We start from the raw sequence: 21,471 nt of genomic DNA on the forward strand, positions 1-21,471 counted from the left end.
TGGAGGACCGCGACCCTCTCCCCCCCCGCCGGAGGGTGGGGGAGCGCCCCCCCCCCCCCCCCCTCCCCCCTCCCCCCCCCCCCCCCCCCCCCCCCCCCCCCCGCGCTTCCCTCCCGGCAGCCCATCCCACTCGGCCGAAGCGGTGTCTATTCCACCAAACAAACGATTGGTAGCTTTACGAACCGATCAGCGTGCACTTCGGCCACAGCGGAGGCGGACCATGGACATCGGCAATCCCATCGACTTCACGGGACGGGCAGTGCTCGTCACCGGTGGCACGAAGGGCATCGGCGCCGCGATCGCCAAGGCCTTTCTCTCCGCCGGTGCGGAGGTACTGGTCTGCGGCCGAAGCGAACCGCCGGAACTGCCGGGAAGCGGCGCTCGGCAGGCGCACTTCCGCGCAACCGATGTCCGCGACCCTGCGGCCGCCGCCGCACTGGTCGACACGGCGGCGGAACGGTTCGGACGGCTGGATGTGCTCGTCAACAACGCGGGCGGCTCCCCCGACGCCGACGCAGCCACCATTTCGCCGCGGTTCATCGAGAAGGTCGTCGCACTCAATCTACTGGCCCCTTTCTATGTGGCGCAGGCCGCCAACCGGATCATGCAGGGACAGAGCGAGGGCGGCTCGGTCATCAACATCGGCAGCGTCTCCGCACACACCCCGCAGCCGGGCACGGCCGCCTATACGGCGGCGAAGGCCGGGCTGCTGGGACTGACCCGGGCGCTGGCTCTCGAGTGGGCGCCCAAGGTGCGCGTCAACCACATCACGACCGGACTGATCCGCACCGAGAGCGCGGCACCGGTGTACGGGGAGGACGGCGGCGCCGCCGTCGCCGGGGTGATTCCGATGCGACGGATGGCCGTACCGGACGATGTGGCGCGCGCCTGCCTGTATCTGGCGGGTGATCTGGCCGAGTACGTCAGCGGGGCCGATCTGGCGGTGCACGGCGGGGGCGAGGTGCCGGCCAGGTTCCTCGCCTCGAAGAGCGGACAGGGCGGCTGAAGCCCCGGGAATTTCGGTGAGCGACAGATCGTCGGCGGCGAGCACCGGCGCCTGCAAGGCGGACGTGCACACGGACGGCCATTCTCGTCCCCTTGACGATATCGATCAACACCCTTATCGTCCTCATGACGAGAATGAGGGGGATCCCGACATGGCCGACATCACCAGGCGCTTCGGCTGGCGCCATCTGCGCTCCGCGCCCACTGCCCACATCCGCCACCACAAGCGCGGCCGACTCACCCACGACGGGCCGGGGCTGAGTTTCTGGTACCGGTCGCTGACCGCCGCACTCTCGGAAGTGCCGGTCAATGACCGGGAGTTGGCTATGGCCTTCCACGCCCGCACGTCCGACTTCCAGGACGTCACCGTGCAGGCCACCGTGACGTACCGGATCAGCGACCCGGCCGAGGCCGCCGCCCGCCTGGACTTCTCCGTCGACCCCGACACCGGGGTCTGGCGCGGCGCGCCGCTGGAGCAGATCGCCACGCTGCTCACGGAGACCGCCCAGCAGCACACCCTGGACGTGCTGGCCAGAACAGCGCTGGCCGAGGCCCTGGTCGACGGAGTCGCATCGGTACGCGACCGCGTCGCAGCAGGGCTTGCCGCCGAACCCCGGCTGCCTGCCACCGGGATCGACGTGGTCGCAGTGCGGGTGGTCGCCATCCGTCCCGAGGCCGAGGTGGAGCGCGCCCTGCGCACCCCCGCCCGCGAGCAGATCCAGCAGGAGGCGGACCGGGCCACCTACGAGCGCCGGGCCGTGGCCGTGGAACGGGAACGGGCCATCGCCGAGAACGAGCTCGCCAGCCAGATCGAACTGGCCCGCCGTGAGGAGCAGTTGGTCGAGCAGCGCGGCACCAACACCCGCCGCGAGGCCGAGGAGAACGCCGCGGCCGACGGGGTACGCGCCGAGGCCGAAGCGGCACGCAAGGTGCGGCTCGCCCGGGCCGAGGCCGAAGCGGCCCGCGAGGTCGGCGCCGCACGCGCGGAGTCCCAGGCGGCCTGGCTGCGGGTGCACGGCGAGGTGGACGCCGCAACCCTGCACGCCCTGGCAGCGACCAGGCTCGCCGAGAACCTGCCGCGCATCGACAGCCTCACCCTCTCCCCCGACGTCCTCACCGGCCTGCTCAGCAAGCTCGGCAGGAACGACCCGGAACCCCGGGCATGAGCCTCGCCCCGCGCGCTGTGCTGGTCCACCGCACCACCGAGTACGACGAGTTGCTGGCCCGGCACGGCACGCATGGCCAGGCCGCCTTCTTCCTGTCCAGCCGTGGCCGGACCATCGACGAGGTGGCTCTGCGGCACCGGCAGACCCGGCAGGCGCTCGCCGATGTGGCGGCAGCCGTACCGCTCCAATGGCGTCAGTCACGGGTGGAGCGCGCCGATCTCGACCGCTTCCTGTTCGCACCCGAGGACGTGGTGGTCGTAGTCGGACAGGACGGACTCGTCGCCAACGCCGCCAAGTACCTGTCCGGCCAGTCCGTCGTGGGCATCGACACCGACCCCGGACGCAATCCGGGCGTGCTCGTACGCCACCGGCCCTCCGATGCGGCCGCCCTGCTCCGGGCGGCCGCATCCCCGGGCGGCGCGGCGGACGAACTCACCATGGTCGAGGCGGTCGCCGACGACACCCAGCGCCTCCTGGCCCTCAATGAAATCTACTTCGGCCCGCCCGGCCACCAGACCGCCCGCTACCGGCTCGGCGCCGACGTGCCCGATGCCCCCACCGAACCGCAGGCCTCCTCCGGCGTCCTGGTCGGCACGGGCACCGGCACCACGGGCTGGATCCGCTCACTGTGGCAGGAACGCCACAGCGCCCTGCGACTCCCCGCACCCGCCGACCCGCGGCTGCTCTGGTTCGTCCGCGAGGCCTGGCCGTCGCCGGCGACCGGCACCTCACTGGTCGCGGGCGAACTGGGGCGCGGACAGGGGCTGAGGCTCACCGTGGAGTCCGACCGGGTGGTGGTCTTCGGTGACGGGATGGAGACGGACGCGCTGGAGCTGACATGGGGTCAGACGGTACGGCTGGGCATCTCGGCGACATCGCTGCGACTGACCGTCTGACGGCCCGGACCACGCAACTCACGAGGGGCGTCGACCGCCTGGACCCGCATCCGTTCCAACAGCGGGAAATCGTGCGACAGCATCAGCCAGGCGCTGTCGTCGGCGGTCGACTCGTTGCTGAGATCGACCGTCACGGGCAGCGACTTGCCGAAACTGAAGTAGCCGGGGCGCAGCGCCGGGTTGTCGAGCGTCGTGTTGATGTGGGTGAACGTCGGATTGACCGCGGATACAGCGTCCAGATCTCCCGCCACGCCCTGGTACGGCACCCGTACCTCCGGGGTGTCCGCCCCCACGGGGGTCAACTCGATCCAGCCGCCGTACAGGGTGCCCTGCGGCACGCCGTGCGGTTCACGCAGCCGGACGGTGAGGCTCCTGCTGCCGTGGGCGGGCACGGTGATCCGGCCGTGAGCGCTGAAGTCGGCGCGGGCGCCCGCGTCGTCGGCGAGCGCGCCCCCGGCAGTGGCGCTCGGCCCGTTGCTCGCGCAGCACCGCCATGAACTGGAGTGCGCGGAGCCGGCTGCGGCGAAGCTCGCCGCGGAATACCGCCCCGAGGCGGACACCCCCGCGGTGCATGACCTGTTGGAGGTCGTGACCGGCGCGCTCCACGACGTGGTCGCGGAGATCAACCGTGTGTCGATGGCTCCCGTGGTGACCCTGGAATCGGGGAGCCCGCAGGTGACCGAGCCTCATCTGATCAGCACCTGGCGGTGGACCGGGCTCGACGCTCTGCCGGGTCCGTTGTTCGCTCCCTCGGCACAGGTACTGGCGGCCTGGCGCCCGGATCTCTCGGTCGAGCACCCTCCCGTGCACCGGCTGACCGTCTCGGCCACCGGAGACGGCTCGTAGCCCTGGCCCCTCCGCCCTGTGCCCGGGGTTCGCAGGCGGAGTCGGCTTCAGCCGAGCCGGTGGCCGCCGCGCCGGGCGACGGCGAGGATGGCCATGTCGTCCTGGTGACCGTCGCCGCTCCAGCGTGCGACATCCGCGGTCACCGCGTGGACCAGGTCGCCGGGATCAATGAAGCGGGCGCCGGTGAGCACGGCGGACGCACACGGATCGTAGAAGGTGCCCGTCCGGTTGCGTGCCTCGGTGACGCCGTCCGTGATCAAGAGCAGCAGCGCTCCGGGCGGCAGCGGGAAGACATCGGTGAGTGCCTCGCCGTCGGGTGCCGGGACTGCCCCCAGCCCCATGCCCAGGGGCAGCTGCGGACGGGTCGCGTCGAGCCGTACGATCGCGCCGTCGTGGATCAGGTACGGGCCCGGATGGCCACGGTTGACCAGGCGGAGCAGCTCGCCGTCGCCGGGGACCTCTGCCAGCACGGCCGTGGTGAAGTCCTCGCCCGACGTCTCGTTTCCACAGCGGCCCGACTCCCTGCTCAGCGCGTCGTCCAGACGCTGAGCCAACTCGGCCAGCGTGGGGGCGTTCTCGGCCTCCTGACGGAACGCACCGATCGCCACCGAGACGTATGCGACCGCCTGGAGTCCCTTGCCCTTCACATCCCCGATGATCATACGCACGCCGTACGGGGTCTCCTGCACCGCGAAGAGGTCGCCGCCGACTCGGGCCTCGGCCTGTGCGGGGGTGTATCCGGCGGCGACGGCGAGCGGCCCGGCCCGCGACGGCGGATCCGGCAGAACCGCCAGTTGCACCGCCTCAGCGATGACCCGCGCCCTCGCGAGATCCCGCCCCTGACGCCGCAACAGCAGGTTGACCGCGAGGGCCAGAATTCCGATGAGGCCGATCACGGCGAGATCGACGAAACTCTCCGAAGCGGAACGTCCTTGGACGTAATCCAGCCCCAACGAGACCGCGCAGGCCAGGCTCGCGACGAGGACGCCGGCCCGGAACGACAGCATCGCTCCGGCGATCAGCGGCGCCGCGGCCAGGAGCGGGAGTCCCATGTACGGCTGAGGCGCGAGGATGTTCAGCAGTACGCCCGAGACCAGGGCCGGAACGACGAGCAGCCAACCCGCCCACGCCGCCGTGCGCCCGCTCTCCTTCACCTGTGCTCCCTGTCGCTCCCCCTCCAGGCCCCAAACTTGAACGTACCACCCAAAATATCCATATATGTGCCATCGCCGGGCCCCCTGATTCCGGCCTCCGCCCCCGCCCAGGCCTAAACCGGCCGGCGGCGCCGGGTGAGGGTCACCGAGGTAGGGGAATTCGGGGAGCAGGTCGGTGTGGGGGCCGATGTGGTCACTGCTGACCTTGCCATTGGTGAGCATGGCAAGGCGGGCAGAGGTGACGTCGTCGGTGAGAGTGCGGCCGTTGGGGTAGGCGGCGGGCTTGGTGCGGTCGAAGCGCAGGACGTCCGGCAGGACTGTGCGCAGAGCCTGCTCGGCGGTCTGCGGGTCGTAGCCGCCGAAGTGCTGGAGGGCCGCGGTCCACGGTTCCACTGGAATTCCTTGACGATGCCGTCCAGGTCCGCGAAGAACGGGTCACTGTGCAGGCCCGCGGAGAACATGTAGGGGCCGGCTTCGATCACGACCGGCTCTGAGCCGGAGCCGACCCGCACGTCCATGATGATCGGCTCGCCCGCGGCCTCGTGGGCGCGTGCCTGCGCTCCGGTCGCCCGGTGGCGGTCTGTTTCCCGTCTTGCGGCGAGGAGAACACGATGCTGAACGCCACGTCGGCCTGGTGGTCGCCGTCGGTGTCGATATTGATCCGGTACACCGCGTCCGGGTGGAAAGCCGCACCGGCGGCGGTCGCGACCGGATGGGCGTTCATGATCAGTACGGTGCGGTCCCCGGGGACGCCGAACGCGAAGAGGTCTGCCAGGTCGAGCCGGGCATCGTCCATGGGGGACCGCAGATCGGGCCCACTGAGGTGATGAGACATGGCCCCAGCGTCCACCCGGCGCATGTGCATCACTCTGCAACGGGTCCGGAGGCAGCCCCGGGGTCATCCGCCTGGAGGCAGTGCGCCGCCCTCGGCCACCATGTACGCTGCGGCGACCTCACCTTCGGCTACGGGTCAGGCGAACGCTCTCACCTCTGGGCGGCTTTCACCCCACAGTTGTGACCATGCTGAATCGAGTAGCCGTACTGTCCGACATCCATGGAGTCCTGCCGGCCTTGGAGGCCGTGCTCGCCGAGCCGGACGTGAGCACCGCCGAGCGCATCGTGCTCACCGGCGACATCACCGCCGGCCCGCAACCGACTCAGGTTCTCGACCTGCTGACCGGTCTCGGCGACCGCGCCGTATGGATCAGCGGCAACGCCGACCGCGAACTTCTTGAGTACCGCCGCGGGCAACGCGACTCGATTCCCGATCCGATCGCCCCCTGGGCCGCCGAGCAGCTGCGCGAGGATCACCTCGACCTGCTCGGCTCGCTGCCACGATCACTCTCCCTGGCCGTGCGCGGCCTGGGAGAAGTGCTGTTCTGCCATGCCACCCCGCGTGACGACGAGGAGGTCGTCCTCGTCGACTCCCGCCTCGACCGCTGGAAGGAAGTTTTCAGCGGACTCGATGCCGACGTCCGCACCGTCGTCTGCGGCCACACCCATATGCCGTTCGTGCGCCTGGCCCACGGCCGGCTCGTGATCAATCCGGGCAGCGTCGGCATGCCCTACGGGAGGGCCGGAGCCCACTGGGCCGTCCTCGGCCCGGGCGTCGAACTGCGAACCACGGACTTCGACATCGCGGCCGCCGCAACTCGGATCGGCCGGGACTCCGCCTACCCCGAAATCACCGAGTGGGCCGACTACTTCCTGCACGCCCGCGCGACGGACGAAGACGCCCTTGACGCCTTCGCCCCACGCGACGGCCGCCGCCACGCGCCGTGACACTCACTCTCCTCGGGTGAGTGTGACGGACTCGAGCGCCGCCCGGACTGTGCCGGGACAACCTGAACCGCTGTGCGCCGCCGTGACGTTCTGGGTCTGTATCGTCACTTGTTCGAAAGTCCGGAGGCACGGTCCGCCCTCCGGGCCGGCAGGCCGGCGCGTCGGCCTGATCCGCTGGTGCACATGAGGAGCTGCGATGAGCCCTGAATCCCTACTCCGACAGGCGATCGCCGAGGGCATGAGGGGTATCCCTGCCGGGGAGATCGTCCTGCGGGACGAGGGCACGCAGACGAACTGGAACGTCGAGGTCGCTGCCTTCCGGCTGGCGCCGTATCCCGTGACCCGCGAGCTGTACCGCGCCGTTCGGGGCGAGGCGCCCGCGAGTACGGCGGGGCCGCGGACACCGGTGACCGAGGTCTCCTGGAAGGAGGCCGTTCAGTTCTGCAACCTGCTCTCGCAGGCGACGGGACTCGAACCCTGCTACTCGACCGGCGACGACCCCGACGCGCAGGACGTGGTCTGCGACTGGGAGGCCGACGGCTACCGGCTCCCGACGGAGGCGGAGTGGGAGTACGCGTGCAGGGCCGGGACCTCCGGTGCACGCTACGGAGAGCTGGACGAGATCGCCTGGTACCGCGGGAACTCCGGCGGCGAGGTGCACGATGTCGCGACCAAGGCGCCGAACGCGTGGGGCCTCCACGACATGATCGGCAACGTGTGGGAGTGGTGCTGGGATGTCTACGATCCCCGGGTCTACGGCCCCTACCGCGTGTTCCGTGGCGGAGGCGGATACGATCACCCCCGAGGGTGCCGGGCGTCGTGCCGCCGCAAGAGTCACCCGACCTTTCGTATCGACGACCTCGGGTTCCGGCTCGCCCGATCACTCTGAGCGGGGGGACGCACAAGGCGTCCGGTCGATGCCGTTTGTTCTGGGGCGCCCCATCAGCCGGCACGTAGTTCAGGAACGGCTGCCGGCGGTCGCGTCATCGAATGTGAAAGTGACCGGCAGGTGTTCGGGGCCGCGCAATCCTCCCGGCCGCCACCGCAGTTCGTCCGGGGGAACGGCAAGGGCGAGACCGGGGAGACGGCGCAGGGCGGTGCCGATGGCGATCTGGCCCTCGAGCCGGGCCAGCGGCGCACCCAGGCAGTAGTGGATGCCGTGTCCGAACGCGAGGTGGGCGTTGTCCTGCCGGGCGATGTCCAGGCGGTCGGGTTCGGAAAAGTGCTCCGGGTCGCGGTCGGCGATGGCGGAGGCGACCAGCACGGTCGCGCCGCGAGGGATGTTCACCCCGGCGATGGTGATGTCCTCGCGCGCGAACCTGGCGATGCCGGGGTTGACGGGTCCGTCATAGCGCAGGAATTCCTCGATCGCGCCCGGCAGCAGCGCCGGGTCGTCCCGCAGCATCCGAAGCTGGTCGGGGTGGGCGAGCAGTGCGGCGATGCCGCTGCCGATCAGGTTCACCGTGGTGATGTATCCGGCCGCCAGCAGCAGGAAGGCCATGGCGATCAGCTCGTCCTCGTCAAGCCGCTGTTCCTCGTCCCTGGCAACGATCAGCGCGCTGAGCAGATCGTCCCCGGGCCTGGCGCGTTTGGCCTCCAGGAGCTTGGTCAGGTACGAGCGCATCTGCCGCCACGCCCCGTCCACCTGGGCCGGGTCCGGCGGCTCGATCCCCCGGAGGATCATGTCGTCGGTCCACTGCTGGAAGTCGTGCCGGTCGGTCACGGGTACCCCGAGCAGTTCGCTGATCACAGTGACCGGAAGCGGCAGCGCGTAGGCCTCGATGAGGTCGGCGCGACCGGCCGGCGCGATCTCGTCGAGCAGTCGGTCGGCGATCCCCTGGACGCGGGGCCGCAGCTCCGCCACCCTGTGCGCCGTGAACGCCTTGGAGACCAGGCGGCGCAGGCGGGTGTGGTCGGGCGGATCGGAGCGGAGCATGTTGCGCAGCACGGACTCCCGGTCGGTGGCGGGCAGCCGCTCGATGAGCCGGGGATCCGACGCATCGCGGACGTCACTGCTCAGCTGCGGGTGGGACAGGGCCGCGAGGCCGTCTTCGTACCGCGTGACCAGCCAGGCTTCCAGGCCTCCTGCGATGACGGCGCGTCGTACCGGGCCGTCGTCGCGAAGCTGTCGGTAGAGCGGAAAGGGATCCGCCACGAAGGCCGGGTCGGCGTAGGGCAGAAGGACCGGCTGCTGGCTCATCATGCCTCCCGTAGGGCATCGCACCTCTTCACAAACATTTGAACCGCTTTGGGCGATATGTCCCAGCGTAATGGGCCCAAGGAGCCACCCAGGGGAAGGGCGGCGCGAGCCGAGGCCGGCGAGTCGGGGGCGCTCAGCCCTGCGTGCCCGTACGGGAGCGGGACGCAGCCTCGCCGTCCGTCGCGTCCGGTGGCGGGGCCGCGGCGAGACCGGCCACCATGCGCGCGAAGGCGCCGGCCGCCCGTTCGTCGAGTTCCTCCAGGGGAATCCCGGTGTCCCGGGCGTAGGCCTCGCGGAAGATGGCGTAGCCCATCTGCGCCGCGGCCGTCATCACATGGGCGGCCACCGCGTCCGCCTCGCCCGGCAGGAAACCCTCCTCCTGGTCCCGCTCCAGGCTGCGGCCGGTCTGTGCGAACCGGGCCAGGGGACTGAAGTCCTCGTCCGCGTCCAGCGCCAACAGAGCTTCCGGCTTGACCAGTTCGGGCTCTTCCAGGCGGTGCCGGAACATGGCCGTCCTGCGCTGGGCGGACGGCAGCTCCCAGTGACCGTCCCGGTCGGCGGTCTGACCCGGCGGGGCGCTGCCGGTCGAAAGATCGCCGCCTGGGTCGCGACGTACACCGCGGACGATCTCACCAGGCTGCTCAGCGACGCCGGGATCCCCGCCTCCGCGCTGATGAACATCGCCGACATCGCGGCCGACCCGCACTACTGGGAGCGGGGCACGCTCGTCACCGTCGACGACCCCGATCTCGGCGAACTCCCCATGGTCGCGCCGCTACCGCGCCTCTCCGGGACCCCGGGCAGCATCCGCTCCATCGGTCCCGCGCTCGGCGCGCACAACGCCGAGGTCTACCAGGACCTGCGCGGCCACGTACCGCAGTGGAGCTGGGGCTGGCGGCTGGTCTTCGGCCTCGGCCCTTTCGGGGTGGTCTTCGCCGCCGCGACCGCCGCCCGCATCGGCGAGGTCTCCGGCGTCCGCGCCTGCGACATCGACACCGAGAACTGGATCTGGACCGTCCGCCGGCAGACCACCCCCGCACCCGGCGGACTCACCGACAAGAACACCAAAGGTAAACGCGCCCGCCAAGTCCCCCTCATCGAGGAAATCCGCCCGATGATCGCCGAACGCATCCTCGCCGTCGGCCCCAACCCTGACGCGCGGCTCTACACCGGCCCCCGCGGCGGGCGCATCTCCACCGCCGTCCTACGGGACGCAACCCACTGGGACGAGGTGGTCACCTCACTCGGCCACGAACACCTGCGCCGCCACGACCTCCGCCACACAGGACTCACCTGGTTCGCCGACGTCGGCGTCCCCGCCCACGTCCTCCGCAAAATCGCCGGACACGGCTCCCTCCTCACCACCCAGCGCTACCTCCACCCCGACATGACCCAGATCACCAACGCCGGCCACGCCCTCACCGCACACCTCAACCCCATCCGCACACCCCTCACCCTCGCCGTCCAGCCGGCAGCAGGACGGCGCCGCTAGACCCCGTGGTCCCCAACTGGTCCCCAAGAAACACGGAAAGGCGGTACCGGATTTCTCCGATACCGCCTGCGACCTGTGAAAACACAAGTCGGGACGACAGGATTTGAACCTGCGACCCCTTGACCCCCAGTCAAGTGCGCTACCAAGCTGCGCCACGTCCCGATGCGATTCCCCCCGGTGTTCCCGGGCGGCTGCGCAGGACAAACATTACCTCACTCCGAGGACCGGATCGACGCCCGTGCCTGGTGGGCGCGGTTTGCCAGGGATTCGGCGCCGCACGCCGTGGCCAGTTTGTGGGCTCTGGCGAGTTCGCGCGGGGAGCGGATCGCGATGCCGTAGTCGACGAGGGCCAGGGCGTGTTCGTACGCGGACGGGGACGCTTCCAGGTGGCGGACCGACTCGGCCAGCAGATGGGTGGCGTCCTCGGCGCGGGCGAAGAGGGCGACACAGCGCAGGGCCTCACCGATCGCGGTGTCCGTGCCGAAGCGTTCGGCGTGCACCCGGGCCGAGGTGGCGAGTTGGGCGGCCCGGCTCGGGTCCTCCTCGGCCAGTGCACGGGCGAGATCGCCGGCCCAGGGCGCCCATACGCCGTTGAACCTGCCGCGGGGTTCGAGGGCCTGACCGGCCGCTTCGAGTTCGGTGACCGCTTCCTTCGTACGGCCTTCGGCCAGCAGCAGCCGTCCGCGTACGCACGGCGCGTCGGGCAGCACCATCGCGCTGGGGTAGGGCGAGCCGAAGTCGTAACGGTCGGCGATCTCGCGCGCCTCGGTGACACGGCCGCGGGCGACCAGTGTGTCGATCAGCAGACAGGCCGCGTCCCAGTGGACGGGAAGTCCACTGCCGACACGGTCGGCGAGGCGCAGTCCTTCGCGGAGGAAGCCCTCCGCCTCGGCCAGCCGGCCGCGACGGCGGTGGACCAGCCCGAGCAGGGTGTGTGCGAACGCGAGATGTGCACCGCTCCAGCCTGAGATCTCGAAGGCGCGGACGGCCTCGCCGAAGAGTTCCTCGGCCCGGTCGAGCTGGTCCGTGAAGGCGTAGGTGATGCCGACGAGGGTCGGGAGCTCGAAGCCCCACTCGGCGTCGGTCCAGCCGAGTCCGCGGGCGGGGTGGCCGTCGACCAGGGCGCGTTCGCAGAGGTCGACGATGAGCTGGGAGTTCTCGCCGCGCATCATGGCGTCGAAGGCGCGGATGGTGAGCAGGGCGCGCTCGGCGTTGTCGCGGCCGGACAGATGGTCGGCGTTCTGGGCGAGCCTGGCGGAACGGGCGGGTCCGTCGTCCTCGGCGGCCTGCATGCCCTCCCAGAGGAAGTGGGCGGCCTGGAGCCGCATCAGGCCGGGGCCGGGGGCGGTGTGTGCGGCCTCGGCGGCGAGGGCGCGTGCCGCTTCCTTCAGCTGGTTGTTGTGGGAGTGCGCGGCCGCGAGCCGGAAGGTGGCGTCGACCCGCTGGTCTTCGGAGAGTCCGGGCATCTCAAGGGCGGCCCGCAGATGCTGGACGGTGGTGGCCGGGGAACTGAGCAGCGTGGCGCAGCCCAGTTCGTACAGCAGAGTGGCCTTGACCCGTTGGCGCGGTGGTTCTTGCAGGGCGCGTTCGAGGCAGCGGCGGGCGGCCTCCGGGGCACCGACCGCGAGGTGCTGTTGGGCTGCTTCGCGGAGCTGCTCGACCAGCTCCTGGTCGTCGTCGGGGTGTACTTCGAGGAGGTGCCGGGAGGCCGCGGCGGCGCCGAGTCCCGCACGGGTGATCGCCCACGCGGCCTGGCCGTGCATGGCGGTGCGGGTGGCCGGCGGGATGGAGCGGTACACCGCGGTGGCGATGAGCGGGTGGACGAACTCCAGCGGGTCGAAGCCGGTGACGATACGGGCTTCGCGCAGCCGCGCCGTGCAGTCGGCGGCCTCGGCGGGGCTCATCCCGGCGAGGGTGGCGGCGAGATCCTGCGAGATGTCCGTGCCGAGCACGGCGGCGGCCCAGGCGAACCGGTTGGCGTTGGTACCGAGCCGTTCGAGCCGGGCGACGAGTCCGCTGCCGCGGGCCGTTGCGCCGAGTTCGCGCAGCAGCCCGGCCGACTCCTCCAGCGGCGTCAGTTCGCGGTCCTGGACCTTGGCGACGAGTTCGACCGCCTCGTAGGGGTTGCCGCCGGTGACGGCCCACACCTCGCGGCAGAACGGGTCGTCGGCGTGTTCACCGAGGCCTGCGCGGACCAGTTCCGCGGTGGCGTCCGGGGTGAGGGCGCGCAGCGCGACCCGGACCTGGGAGGAGTGGGCGCCGCCCGATCCGCTCTCCTTCTGCCGTGCTGCCAGTTCTTCCGGCCGGTGGGCCTGGACGACCAGGACAGGCAGTTCGCCGAGGCGTGCGGTGAACGAGGCGAGCCAGGCGAGGGATTCGCCGTCCGCCCAGTGTGCGTCGTCGATGATGAGCACCAGCGGACGGTGGCTCAGCCGGGATGCGAGCCGGGAGACGACCCAGTCGAGGCCGTCCCGCACACCCTGCGGATCGGGCTGGGGACCGCTCGGTTCGGCGAGTCCGAGTGCGGGCGCGGCGATCTCGTACCAGGCTCCGAACAAGGCCCGTACCTCGTCGGCCGGGAACTGGTCGAGTGCGGGCTGCAGCAGCTGGCGTACGACGTGGAACGGCACGGACGTGACCGTTTCGCCGCCGCGTGCGGACCAGACCGTGCAGCGGTCGGCGGCCATCGCCTGGATCTCGGCGAGCAGTGCTGTCTTGCCGATGCCTGCCTCGCCGCTGAAGATCAGCAGCCGGCCTGCCGCCGGGGCGCCGCAGAGGGCGTCCACGGCTTGTGCGGCAGCGGCGAGCTCTGGTTCGCGCTCGTACAGCGGCCGGGACTGCTTCATCCCTACCCTCCCCAAAGTGGTGCGGATGACTGTCGACACTAGTCGTGCGCGGGGGTCCACGGACAGTGGTTCGGACAGTTCGCCGCAGGTGCGGGGCACAATCGAGGGGTGGACGAGACTCGCAGGGACCGCGACGCCGAGGGCCGCGCGCGCAATGCGCGCCCCCGTGACGGGCTGGGACGCCCCCTGCCGTACGGGGCACCGGGAGTGGATCGGCAGCCCGAGGGTGTGACCCGTACCCCCGAGGAGACCCTGCGTGAGGCGCAACGGCTGCTGGACGCGGGGATGCCGTTCCATGCGCACGAGGTGTTCGAGGATGCGTGGAAGTCGGGCCCGGTGGCGGAACGGGAGTTGTGGCGCGGTCTTGCGCAGCTGGCCGTGGGGCTGACGCACGCGGCGCGGGGCAATACGACGGGCGGGGCCCGGCTGTTGCGACGGGGCGCGGCGGCACTCACGGGGTTCGGGACCACCCGCCCTCACGGGATCGGGGTCGACGGGCTGATCGGCTGGGCCGAGGAGCTGGCGGGGCGGGTCGAGGCGAAGAAGGCCTGCGGCGCGGACGCGGCGCGTGAGCGGCCCGTCGACGCGGCCGACGAGGCGCCGTGTCTGCGGGCCGGGGGCCGGTAGCCCGGACGCCGGGGGCGGTGGGGCATGGGGCAGACTCGGTGCGGTGAGAAAGATCTATGTCATCGGTATCGGCGCGGGCGACCCCGACCATCTGACCCTCCAGGCCGTCAAGGCGCTGAACCGGGCGGATGCGTTCTTCATCCTCGACAAGGGTGAGGAGAAGTCCGATCTGACCGGGCTGCGACGGGACATCCTCGATGTGCATGTGAAGGACGCCTCGTACCGGCTCGTCGAGGCACGGGATCCGGAACGGGACCGCAGGACGTCGGACTACTCACCCGCGGTGGACGACTGGCGCAGGCGCCGTGCGGATCTGTACGAGCGGTTCATCGCGGAGGATCTCGGTGCGGACGAATGCGGGGCGTTCCTGGTGTGGGGCGATCCCGCGCTGTACGACTCCACGCTCGGCATCCTCGAAGAGATCCTCGACCGGGGTTCGGTCGCCTTCGACCACGAGGTGGTCCCCGGCATCAGCAGTGTCTCCGCGCTGCTGGCCAAGCACCGGACGGGGCTGAACCGGGTGGCGAGGCCGGTGCAGATCACGACCGGCCGGCGGCTGGCCGAGGGCTGGCCCGAGGGGGTCGACGACGTGGTGGTGATGCTCGACGCACGGCAGGCGTTCACCCGCCATCTCGACCACGACCTCTACATCTACTGGGGCGCGTACGTGGGGACCGAGGACGAGATCCTGGTCTCCGGGCGCCTCGCCGAGGTGTCTGACCGGATCGAGGAGCTGCGGGCCGAGGCGCGCGCCCGCAAGGGCTGGATCATGGATACGTATCTGCTGCGTCGCGGCTGAATCAGTCTTCCTGGCACAGCAGTTGGAGTGCCGACGCCACATCGTGCACGACGGGTACGCCTTCGGGCGGTGGCGGGCGGCGAACCACGACCACGGGCAGGCCGAGGTTCCTGGCCGCGGTGAGTTTCGCCGCGGTGGCGGGGCCGCCGCTGTCCTTGGTGACGAGGACGTCGATGGCGCGGTCGCGCAGCAGCGCCGTGTCACCTTCGACGGTGTACGGGCCACGGTCGAGGAGTACGTCGGTGTCGCGGGGCAGCGGTGGCTCGGGGGGCTCCACGGACCGTACGAGGAAGTGGAGCGTTTCCGCGCCCGGGGCGGTGGCGAAGGCAGCCAGGCCCAGGCGGCCGGTGGTGAGGAAGATCCGGCGGCCCAGGGCGGGCAGTTGCGCGGCGGCGTGCGCGAGGTCGTCGGCCGGGTGCCAGCGGTCACCGGGGCCCGCCGTCCAGCCGGGGCGGCGCAGCGCGAACAGTGCGGTGCCGGTGGCATTCGCGGCCGCGGCGGCGTTGGCGCTGATGTTGCCGGCGAATGGGTGGGTGGCGTCGACGACGGTGTCCACACTGTGGGCACGCAGCCAGTCGGCGAGGCCCTGGGGGCCGCCGAAGCCTCCGATGCGTACATCGCCGGCGGGCATCCGGGGCCGGGCGACCCGGCCGGCCAGCGACGTGGTGATGCGCACCGTCGCGTCGCCGCCGGGCACGGTCAGCTCAGCGGCGAGCTGCCGGGCTTCGGTCGTACCGCCGAGGATCAGGATGTGGCCGGGCATGCACCGAACCTACGTCACTTTCGCCGCCCGCCGCCCGGAGCGGCGAACAGGGCGGCCCGCAGCCATTACGATCCGGCGTCATGAGCACTTCTGACCAGGACCAGGCCGTGGACACCCCGATAGCCGGTCCCGAGACCATTTCGGAACCCGATTCCGAGGCCGCTTCGGAGATCGTTCCCCAGACCGATTCCGAGGCCATTACCGAGACCGCTGCCGAGACCGGGAACCAAAGGCTGACACCTCGCCAGGCGAGACGGCTGCGGATCGTTCTCTCATCGGTCGGCATGGCGGCGATGGCGGTCGTTCTCGCGCTGCGGATTGCCAGCCGGTCGTCCGTGCTGGTGGTCGGGGTGTACGGGCTGGCGCTGATCCTGTGCGGGATCGTCATCGAGCTCAGCAGGAACGGCCGGACCCGGCTCGGCAGTTGGCTGCTGGCCGTCGGTCTGCTGGCGGCCATCGGTTCGGACTGGCTGCTGATTCCCTGACGTACGGTCAGCACGCCGTGATCCGCACGGTCGCCCCGTGCGGATCGACCCGGTCGAGCCGGTCGGCACGCCTTCTCGCGCAGCAGGGCGATGCTTCCGCGGTCGATCCGGTGGCGGTCCTGTCGTCGAGTTCCTCGACTGTGGGGCCGAGCAGCACATTGCCGAAGACGGTCGGTGCGACCAGGACGCCCTTGCCGGCGGCGGTGGGTACGGGAAGCAGGATGTGGCTGACGAGATCGCGGGCGGGCTTGTCGAAAACGATGAACTGGCCGCGGCGCGGGGCGACGGTGAAGGCGTCGTGGCCGAGTTCCCGGTCGAGTTCGTCGGCGTACAGTCCGGCGGCGTTGATCAGATGGCGGATGCGCAGGGTCCCGCGGCTGGTGGTGAGGGTGTGGACGTCGTCGCCGCTGTCGACGTGTTGTACCCGGCAGTTGAGGTGCAGATGGACTCCGGCCCGCACGACCTGGAAGGCGCAGGCGAGGAACAGTCGGCCGTCAGGTCTCCGGTCGTGGTGATCGTGCAGTTCGTCGCGTGACTCTCGTACGTATCAGGCATGTTCCAGCAGGGTGTGCACGGCCGCACGGAATCCGGCGAGCCGTTCGGCCGCCTCGTCGGCGCCGATCCGGGGCTCATACACGGCGGCGGGCTTCCATTCGGGTACGGCCTGCCGGAGCGGGAGCCGGGGGTCGAGGCCGAGGCGCGCGACAGCTCCGACGCCCAGGGCGGTGACATCGGGAAGCGCGGACACCTCGACGGGTCGTTGCAGCAGATCGGCCTGGGTCTGCATGAGCAGTGCGGAGCGGGTCAGGCCGCCGTCGACGCGCAACGAGGTCAACGGGGAGCCCAGATCGGTCGCGACCGCTTCGGTGAGTTCGACGACCTGCGCGGCGATGCCCTCGCACAGGGCGCGCACCAGGTGACCTGCGGTGGTGTCGAGGCCGAGGCCGGTCACCGATCCGCGCACATCGCCGCGCCACCACGGGGCGGCGAGTCCGGCGAGAGCCGGTACGAACGTGACGCCGGCGGAGTCGGGGACGGTGGCACCGACCGGGTCGAGGTCGGCCGCGCCGGAGATCACCCCCAGGTCGGTGAGCCAGTTGACGGCGGACGCTGCGGTGTAGACCTGTCCGTCGAGGCAGTAGCTCGTACGGCCGCCGAGCCGCCAGGCGACACAGCTGACCAGTCCGGTGGAGCCGCGGCGCGGGGCGGGCCCGGTCTGGGCGAGCAGGAACGCGCCGGTTCCGTAGGTGCACTTGGCGTTGCCCGGGTCCAGGGCGTTCTGGGCGAGCAGGGCGGCCTGCTGGTCGACGAGGAGTCCGGTCAGCGGGAGTTCACCACCGAACGCGGCAGTGGTACCGACGGTCCCGTCGGAGTCGACGACGGCCGGGAGGCGTTCGTCGCCGAGGCCGAAGATGTCCAGGGCCGCGGGCGACCAGCCGACCCGGTCGAGGTCGAGCAGTTGGGTGCGTCCTGCGGTCGCCGCGTCCGTGACGAACGCCCCGGTCAGCTGATGGACGAGCCAGGAGTCGCTGGTGGTGACGACGCCTTCGCGGGTCAGCTCACGGCGGATCCAGGCCATCTTGGGTGCGGCGAAGTACGGATCGAGCGGCAATCCGGTGATTTGCTTCAACTCATCTTCGTACGGAGCGAGTTCGGCACACAGCTTGGCGGACCGCCGGTCCTGCCAGACGATCGCTTCGGTGAGCGGCCGCCCCGTGTCCGGATCCCAGGCGAGCACCGTCTCGCCCTGGTTGGCGAGGCCGACGGCCGCCACCGGCTCACCCGCTTCGTGCAGTGCCCGTCGCCCGGCGTCGACGACCGAGTCCAGCAGTTCGGCGGGGTCGACCTCGACCACTCCCCCGGCGCCGTGACGCGGCCGCACCGGCGCCGAACCGGAACCGATCACGCCACGCTCGGGGCAGACCACCAGAGCCTTGGTCCCCGATGTGCCCTGGTCCACGGCGAGTACCGGGCCTGTCATCGACACTCCAGCCGTGCGGAAGCTCTGCGACTTGAACGGAATCGTGATCATTGATCTCCGACGCCCAGAGTGGTGCAGACCACCGCGTACGTCAAGGGCTGCACGGACTGACGCCCGGAACGACCGGATGCCGGTCAACGTCCATACGAATCGGATGACTTGAGTAAGATCCGCGAATCGTTCCGGAGTTCGGGGTAACTGGCCTTACACTCACCGCCGAGCAACAACCGGACGCTTTAGAGCAGTTCGTTTTTCAACAGCTGCTTAGCCCCCCACGTCCTTGAGGATTGATGAGACCGACACCCCGCCCCGAACACCAACATCTCGGCTCCCGGGCCTTCCGCTTCTGCACGGGTTCCATGCCACCGCCGGGTTGCGTGACGTGCTGAGGAGATCCCCCATCCGTCGCATGCCGTCCCGTCGAACGGGGGCAGGACGAATCCATGGCCAACAGTGATTTCCGGCCGGTTTATCACCCGGCCGGCCATGACAACGAATTGCGTGTCGCGTTACAGGACTTGCGCACCGGACGCTGGCTGTCCATGCGGAATCTACTGGAGAGTACGCCCGACTGGACCCTGTGGACCCAGCGCACCCAGGTACTTGGGGCGATCGCCGCCGGTTCTGATGCGGTGCAGGCCTGGCTGGCCGAGGAGCCCCGAAGCGTCGCCGCTGCCGTGATGCACGCACGGGTCGTCGTGGAACGGGCCGTGCGGGCCCACCGCGAAGGCCATCCCCGCGCGCAGGAGCTGTGGCAGGAAGCATGGGGAGCCTGCCGCACTGCCGCGCACACCTCGCCCGCGGACCCGGTGCCATGGGTGTGCCTGCTGGCCCTGTCCCAGCTCGACGAGCGGCAGCAGCTGGAGGAGCACCGGCTGCATCCGCCGGGACCGATGCTCTTCCCCGGCCCGTGGGGGCTGCTGGCCGAGGCCGACAAGCGCGATCCGTACAACCGCGAGGCCTACCACCGGATGCTCCAGTTCGTGTACGCGCGAAAGGCCGGCGGATCTCTCTCGGAAGCGGTCAACTTCGTGCAGTGGGCGGCCTCTTCAGCCCCCGACGGCTCCGCGCTGCATGTGCTGCCGCTGTATGTGCGGGTCGAGCGCTATCGCCGTGAGCAGGGTCACGAGAAGGCCCTGGATCTCCACTGGGTCACCGAGGATGCCGAGCGGGACGCGGCTCGGGCCCTGGAGCTCTGGTTCCGTCGCACGGCCCCGATCTCCCACTCCCTGCTCGACCTGAACCATCTGGCCCACGCCCTGTGGGGAGCGCTCCAATTCGCCGACGCCGCACCGGTGTTCCAGGAGCTCGGCCCCTATTTCACCTCGGTTCCCTGGGTGTACCGCACCCGTGATCCCAAGGCCCCGGGAGGCGCCGAGGAGGTCTTCCTGCGCGCCCGGAGCCGCTGTCTCGCCGTGTCCCGCGACCCCGGACGGGGGCCGCACGGCTGAGCCGTGGCGCCGTGACGCCGCGGCCTCCCTCTCCGTTTCGAACCGGTCCCTTTCCGTCCCTTCCCCATCCCGCTCATGGAGGTTTTTCCCATGTCCATATCCACCCCGACCCAGTCGGGTGCGGAGACCACCCCACCCATGGACGAGGAGCAGCGACTGCGTGAACTCGGCTATCAGCCGGTGCTCGCCCGCCGCATGGGCGGCTTCGGCAACTTCGCCATCAGCTTCTCCGTCATCTCGATCCTGTCCGGCTGCATGACCCTGTACGGCTTCGGCATGTCGACCGGTGGCCCGGCGGTGATGCTCTGGGGCTGGGCCGGTGTCGGCCTGTTCGTGCTCTGCGTCGGCATGGCGCTCGCCGAGGTGACCAGCGCCTACCCGACCTCGGGGGCGCTGTACTACATGGCCGACCGGCTCGGCGGGCGCAAGTGGGGCTGGTACACCGGCTGGCTGAATCTGCTCGGGCTGCTCGGTGCGATCGCGGGTATCGACTACGGCGCCGCGCTGTTCACCGGTGCGCTGATGAATCTGCAGTGGGGATTCACCCCCACACCGGGCAAGACAATGATCATTTTTGTCTGCATTCTGCTGCTGCACGCCGTGCTGAATCTCTTCGGTGTCCGCCTCGTCAGCGTGCTCAACTCCATCAGTGTGTGGTGGCATCTCGCCGGTGTCGCGGTGATCGTCGCCGTGCTGGCCATCGTGCCCTCGCACCACCAGTCGCCGTCGTTCGTCTTCACCGAGTTCGTCAATGACACGGGCTGGCACAACCCGTTGTACGTGGCGGCGATCGGCCTGCTCCTCGCGCAATACACCTTCTGCGGCTACGACGCCTCCGCCCACCTGTCGGAGGAGACGTCGAACGCCTCGGTGACGGCCGCCAAGGGCATCGTCCGCGCGATCTGGGTCTCCTGGGTCGCCGGTTTCGTACTGCTCGCCGGGCTGACCTTCGCGATCCAGGACTACGCGGGCACCCGGGACAGCGCAACCGGGGTGCCTCCGGCGCAGATCCTCATCGATGCGCTGGGCACCTCCGGGGCCACGGCCATGCTCCTGATCGTGATCGCGGCGCAGCTGTTCTGCGGCAACGCCGAGGTCGCGGCCGCCAGCCGGATGGTGTTCGCGTTCAGCCGTGACAACGCACTGCCGGGCTCGGCGCTGTGGCACAAGGTGAGCTCGCGCACCCAGACACCCGTCAACGCGGTGTGGCTGTCGGTCGTCATCGCCGGAGTGCTCGCGCTGCCGTCGCTGTACTCCGCCACCGCCTACGGTGCGGTGACCGCGATCAACGTCATCGGCATCACGCCCGCCTATGCGATCCCGATCTTCCTGAAGCTGCGCTCCGGCGACCGGTTCGAACGCGGTCCCTGGCACCTGGGCCGCTGGAGCAAGCCGATCGGCTGGATCGCCGTGGTGTGGGTCGCCATCGTGACCGTGCTGTTCCTGCTCCCGCAGTCGTCCCCGGTGACGGTCGACTCGATGAACTACGCGTCGATCGCGCTGGTCGCGGTGCTGGTGCTGGCCACCGTGTGGTGGTTCGTCGCGCGCCGTTCGTACAGCACGCCTTCGGCGTACGGGAACGCTCGTGAGCAGGCGGAGATCGAGGAAGGCATCGTCTGACCCCGCCCCGTCCACGCCTTGTTCTCAGCCCTCCCCGGTCACAGCGAGCAGCTGTCGGGGAGGGCTGAGGCGCGTGTGCGGTGGCGGTGGCGGTGGCGGTACGGAACGCTGTGTACGGTCAGCGCAGGAGCAGTTGGAGTCCGCCGAGGACGGTCGTGCCGATCACCAGCCCGCGGCGAGTACGGCCAGTTGCCAGAGAGCGAGGGTGTCCATGCCAGGAGCAGATGGTTAGCCCACGTGATTCCGGGCCTGCGTCGAGCCCGCCTCCAAGCGGCCACCTTTTCACCAAATCATCGGATGAGTTGGCATGACGACAGAGCGAATCACCTTCAAATGCTCAATATTTACTGACCAGTTG

General features: G+C 70.3%; 20 protein-coding genes, 1 tRNA gene and 1 pseudogene. 12 read left to right on the forward strand and 10 right to left on the reverse strand.

Going from position 1 to position 21,471, the window contains the following annotated elements:
• Positions 1–220 precede the first annotated feature (220 nt).
• The 3 genes from ACZ7IB_RS33375 to ACZ7IB_RS33385 all read left to right on the forward strand — a co-directional run bounded on the left by ACZ7IB_RS33375 (position 221) and on the right by ACZ7IB_RS33385 (position 3,067).
• Positions 221–1,006, forward strand: a complete 786-nt coding sequence (locus ACZ7IB_RS33375; protein ID WP_470917705.1) for an SDR family oxidoreductase — start codon at positions 221–223, stop codon at positions 1,004–1,006.
• 151 nt (positions 1,007–1,157) lie between these two features.
• Positions 1,158–2,171: an SPFH domain-containing protein gene (locus tag ACZ7IB_RS33380; protein WP_470917707.1), complete on the forward strand. Its 1,014-nt coding sequence runs from the start codon at positions 1,158–1,160 to the stop codon at positions 2,169–2,171.
• Positions 2,168–3,067: a hypothetical protein gene (locus ACZ7IB_RS33385; RefSeq protein WP_470917708.1), complete on the forward strand. Its 900-nt coding sequence runs from the start codon at positions 2,168–2,170 to the stop codon at positions 3,065–3,067. The genes ACZ7IB_RS33380 and ACZ7IB_RS33385 overlap by 4 nt, the downstream gene beginning before the upstream one ends.
• Here ACZ7IB_RS33385 and ACZ7IB_RS33390 read toward each other — a convergent pair.
• Positions 3,016–3,627 carry a hypothetical protein gene (locus ACZ7IB_RS33390; RefSeq protein ID WP_470917710.1) on the reverse strand — a complete coding sequence of 204 codons (612 nt, stop codon included), beginning with the start codon at positions 3,625–3,627 and terminating at the stop codon, positions 3,016–3,018. The genes ACZ7IB_RS33385 and ACZ7IB_RS33390 overlap by 52 nt on opposite strands.
• 7 nt (positions 3,628–3,634) lie before the next feature.
• Between ACZ7IB_RS33390 and ACZ7IB_RS33395 the strand changes: the two genes are divergently transcribed.
• Complete coding sequence (locus ACZ7IB_RS33395; protein WP_470917712.1) at positions 3,635–3,913, forward strand: NUDIX hydrolase; 279 nt, start codon at positions 3,635–3,637, stop codon at positions 3,911–3,913.
• A 47-nt stretch (positions 3,914–3,960) separates the two neighbouring features.
• Here ACZ7IB_RS33395 and ACZ7IB_RS33400 read toward each other — a convergent pair whose 3' ends face one another.
• Positions 3,961–5,460 carry a PP2C family protein-serine/threonine phosphatase gene (locus ACZ7IB_RS33400; protein WP_470917713.1) on the reverse strand — a complete coding sequence of 500 codons (1,500 nt, stop codon included), beginning with the start codon at positions 5,458–5,460 and terminating at the stop codon, positions 3,961–3,963.
• 85 nt (positions 5,461–5,545) lie between these two features.
• A complete protein-coding gene (locus ACZ7IB_RS33405) occupies positions 5,546–5,902 on the reverse strand; it encodes a DUF4331 family protein (RefSeq protein ID WP_470917715.1) in 357 nt (118 codons plus the stop codon).
• Positions 5,903–6,087: 185 nt separating this feature from the next.
• On the opposite strand from ACZ7IB_RS33405, the gene ACZ7IB_RS33410 reads away from it, so the two are divergent.
• Both ACZ7IB_RS33410 and ACZ7IB_RS33415 read left to right on the forward strand, forming a co-directional pair.
• The gene (locus ACZ7IB_RS33410; protein WP_470917716.1) at positions 6,088–6,849 is read left to right on the forward strand and encodes a metallophosphoesterase family protein; all 762 of its coding nucleotides are present in this window, start codon (positions 6,088–6,090) and stop codon (positions 6,847–6,849) included.
• Between the two features lie 196 nt (positions 6,850–7,045).
• Positions 7,046–7,738 (forward strand): formylglycine-generating enzyme family protein, encoded by a 693-nt coding sequence (locus ACZ7IB_RS33415; protein ID WP_470917717.1) that lies wholly within the window; start codon positions 7,046–7,048, stop codon positions 7,736–7,738.
• 69 nt (positions 7,739–7,807) lie between these two features.
• Here the strand turns inward: ACZ7IB_RS33415 and ACZ7IB_RS33420 are convergent, their stop codons facing one another.
• Together ACZ7IB_RS33420 and ACZ7IB_RS33425 are read right to left on the reverse strand one after the other, a co-directional pair.
• A complete protein-coding gene (locus ACZ7IB_RS33420) occupies positions 7,808–9,049 on the reverse strand; it encodes a cytochrome P450 family protein (protein WP_470917719.1) in 1,242 nt (413 codons plus the stop codon).
• Positions 9,050–9,182: 133 nt separating this feature from the next.
• A complete protein-coding gene (locus ACZ7IB_RS33425) occupies positions 9,183–9,557 on the reverse strand; it encodes a hypothetical protein (protein ID WP_470917721.1) in 375 nt (124 codons plus the stop codon).
• A gap of 33 nt (positions 9,558–9,590) precedes the next feature.
• On the opposite strand from ACZ7IB_RS33425, the gene ACZ7IB_RS33430 reads away from it, so the two are divergent.
• Positions 9,591–10,541, forward strand: a complete 951-nt coding sequence (locus ACZ7IB_RS33430; RefSeq protein ID WP_470917723.1) for a tyrosine-type recombinase/integrase — start codon at positions 9,591–9,593, stop codon at positions 10,539–10,541.
• Between the two features lie 88 nt (positions 10,542–10,629).
• Here ACZ7IB_RS33430 and ACZ7IB_RS33435 read toward each other — a convergent pair.
• Together ACZ7IB_RS33435 and ACZ7IB_RS33440 are read right to left on the reverse strand one after the other, a co-directional pair.
• A tRNA-Pro gene (locus ACZ7IB_RS33435) sits at positions 10,630–10,703 on the reverse strand.
• Positions 10,704–10,753: 50 nt separating this feature from the next.
• The gene (locus tag ACZ7IB_RS33440; RefSeq protein ID WP_470917725.1) at positions 10,754–13,387 is read right to left on the reverse strand and encodes an ATP-binding protein; all 2,634 of its coding nucleotides are present in this window, start codon (positions 13,385–13,387) and stop codon (positions 10,754–10,756) included.
• Between the two features lie 108 nt (positions 13,388–13,495).
• On the opposite strand from ACZ7IB_RS33440, the gene ACZ7IB_RS33445 reads away from it, so the two are divergent.
• Positions 13,496–14,014 (forward strand): DUF309 domain-containing protein, encoded by a 519-nt coding sequence (locus ACZ7IB_RS33445; protein ID WP_470917726.1) that lies wholly within the window; start codon positions 13,496–13,498, stop codon positions 14,012–14,014.
• A gap of 43 nt (positions 14,015–14,057) precedes the next feature.
• The gene (cobF, locus tag ACZ7IB_RS33450; RefSeq protein WP_470917728.1) at positions 14,058–14,813 is read left to right on the forward strand and encodes a precorrin-6A synthase (deacetylating); all 756 of its coding nucleotides are present in this window, start codon (positions 14,058–14,060) and stop codon (positions 14,811–14,813) included.
• Position 14,814: 1 nt separating this feature from the next.
• Here the strand turns inward: cobF and ACZ7IB_RS33455 are convergent, their stop codons facing one another.
• The gene (locus tag ACZ7IB_RS33455; RefSeq protein ID WP_470917730.1) at positions 14,815–15,576 is read right to left on the reverse strand and encodes a cobalt-precorrin-6A reductase; all 762 of its coding nucleotides are present in this window, start codon (positions 15,574–15,576) and stop codon (positions 14,815–14,817) included.
• 80 nt (positions 15,577–15,656) lie between these two features.
• On the opposite strand from ACZ7IB_RS33455, the gene ACZ7IB_RS33460 reads away from it, so the two are divergent.
• Positions 15,657–16,061, forward strand: a complete 405-nt coding sequence (locus ACZ7IB_RS33460; RefSeq protein WP_470917732.1) for a hypothetical protein — start codon at positions 15,657–15,659, stop codon at positions 16,059–16,061.
• A 62-nt stretch (positions 16,062–16,123) separates the two neighbouring features.
• On the opposite strand, the pseudogene ACZ7IB_RS33465 reads toward ACZ7IB_RS33460, so the two are convergent.
• Positions 16,124–16,542 (reverse strand): annotated as a pseudogene (locus tag ACZ7IB_RS33465) (FAD-dependent oxidoreductase); the annotation flags it as partial.
• 66 nt (positions 16,543–16,608) lie between these two features.
• Entirely contained in the window at positions 16,609–18,042 is a 1,434-nt protein-coding gene (locus tag ACZ7IB_RS33470; RefSeq protein WP_470917733.1) for an FGGY family carbohydrate kinase, read from the reverse strand.
• Positions 18,043–18,485: 443 nt separating this feature from the next.
• Here ACZ7IB_RS33470 and ACZ7IB_RS33475 point away from each other — a divergent pair, with 443 nt between their 5' ends.
• Both ACZ7IB_RS33475 and ACZ7IB_RS33480 read left to right on the forward strand, forming a co-directional pair.
• The gene (locus tag ACZ7IB_RS33475) at positions 18,486–19,493 is read left to right on the forward strand and encodes a hypothetical protein (RefSeq protein ID WP_470917734.1); all 1,008 of its coding nucleotides are present in this window, start codon (positions 18,486–18,488) and stop codon (positions 19,491–19,493) included.
• A gap of 90 nt (positions 19,494–19,583) precedes the next feature.
• Entirely contained in the window at positions 19,584–21,113 is a 1,530-nt protein-coding gene (locus ACZ7IB_RS33480) for an amino acid permease (RefSeq protein ID WP_470917735.1), read from the forward strand.
• The last annotated feature ends 358 nt before the right edge of the window (positions 21,114–21,471 follow it).

The sequence above is a fragment of the Streptomyces sp. NPDC037301 genome, assembly GCF_055602785.1.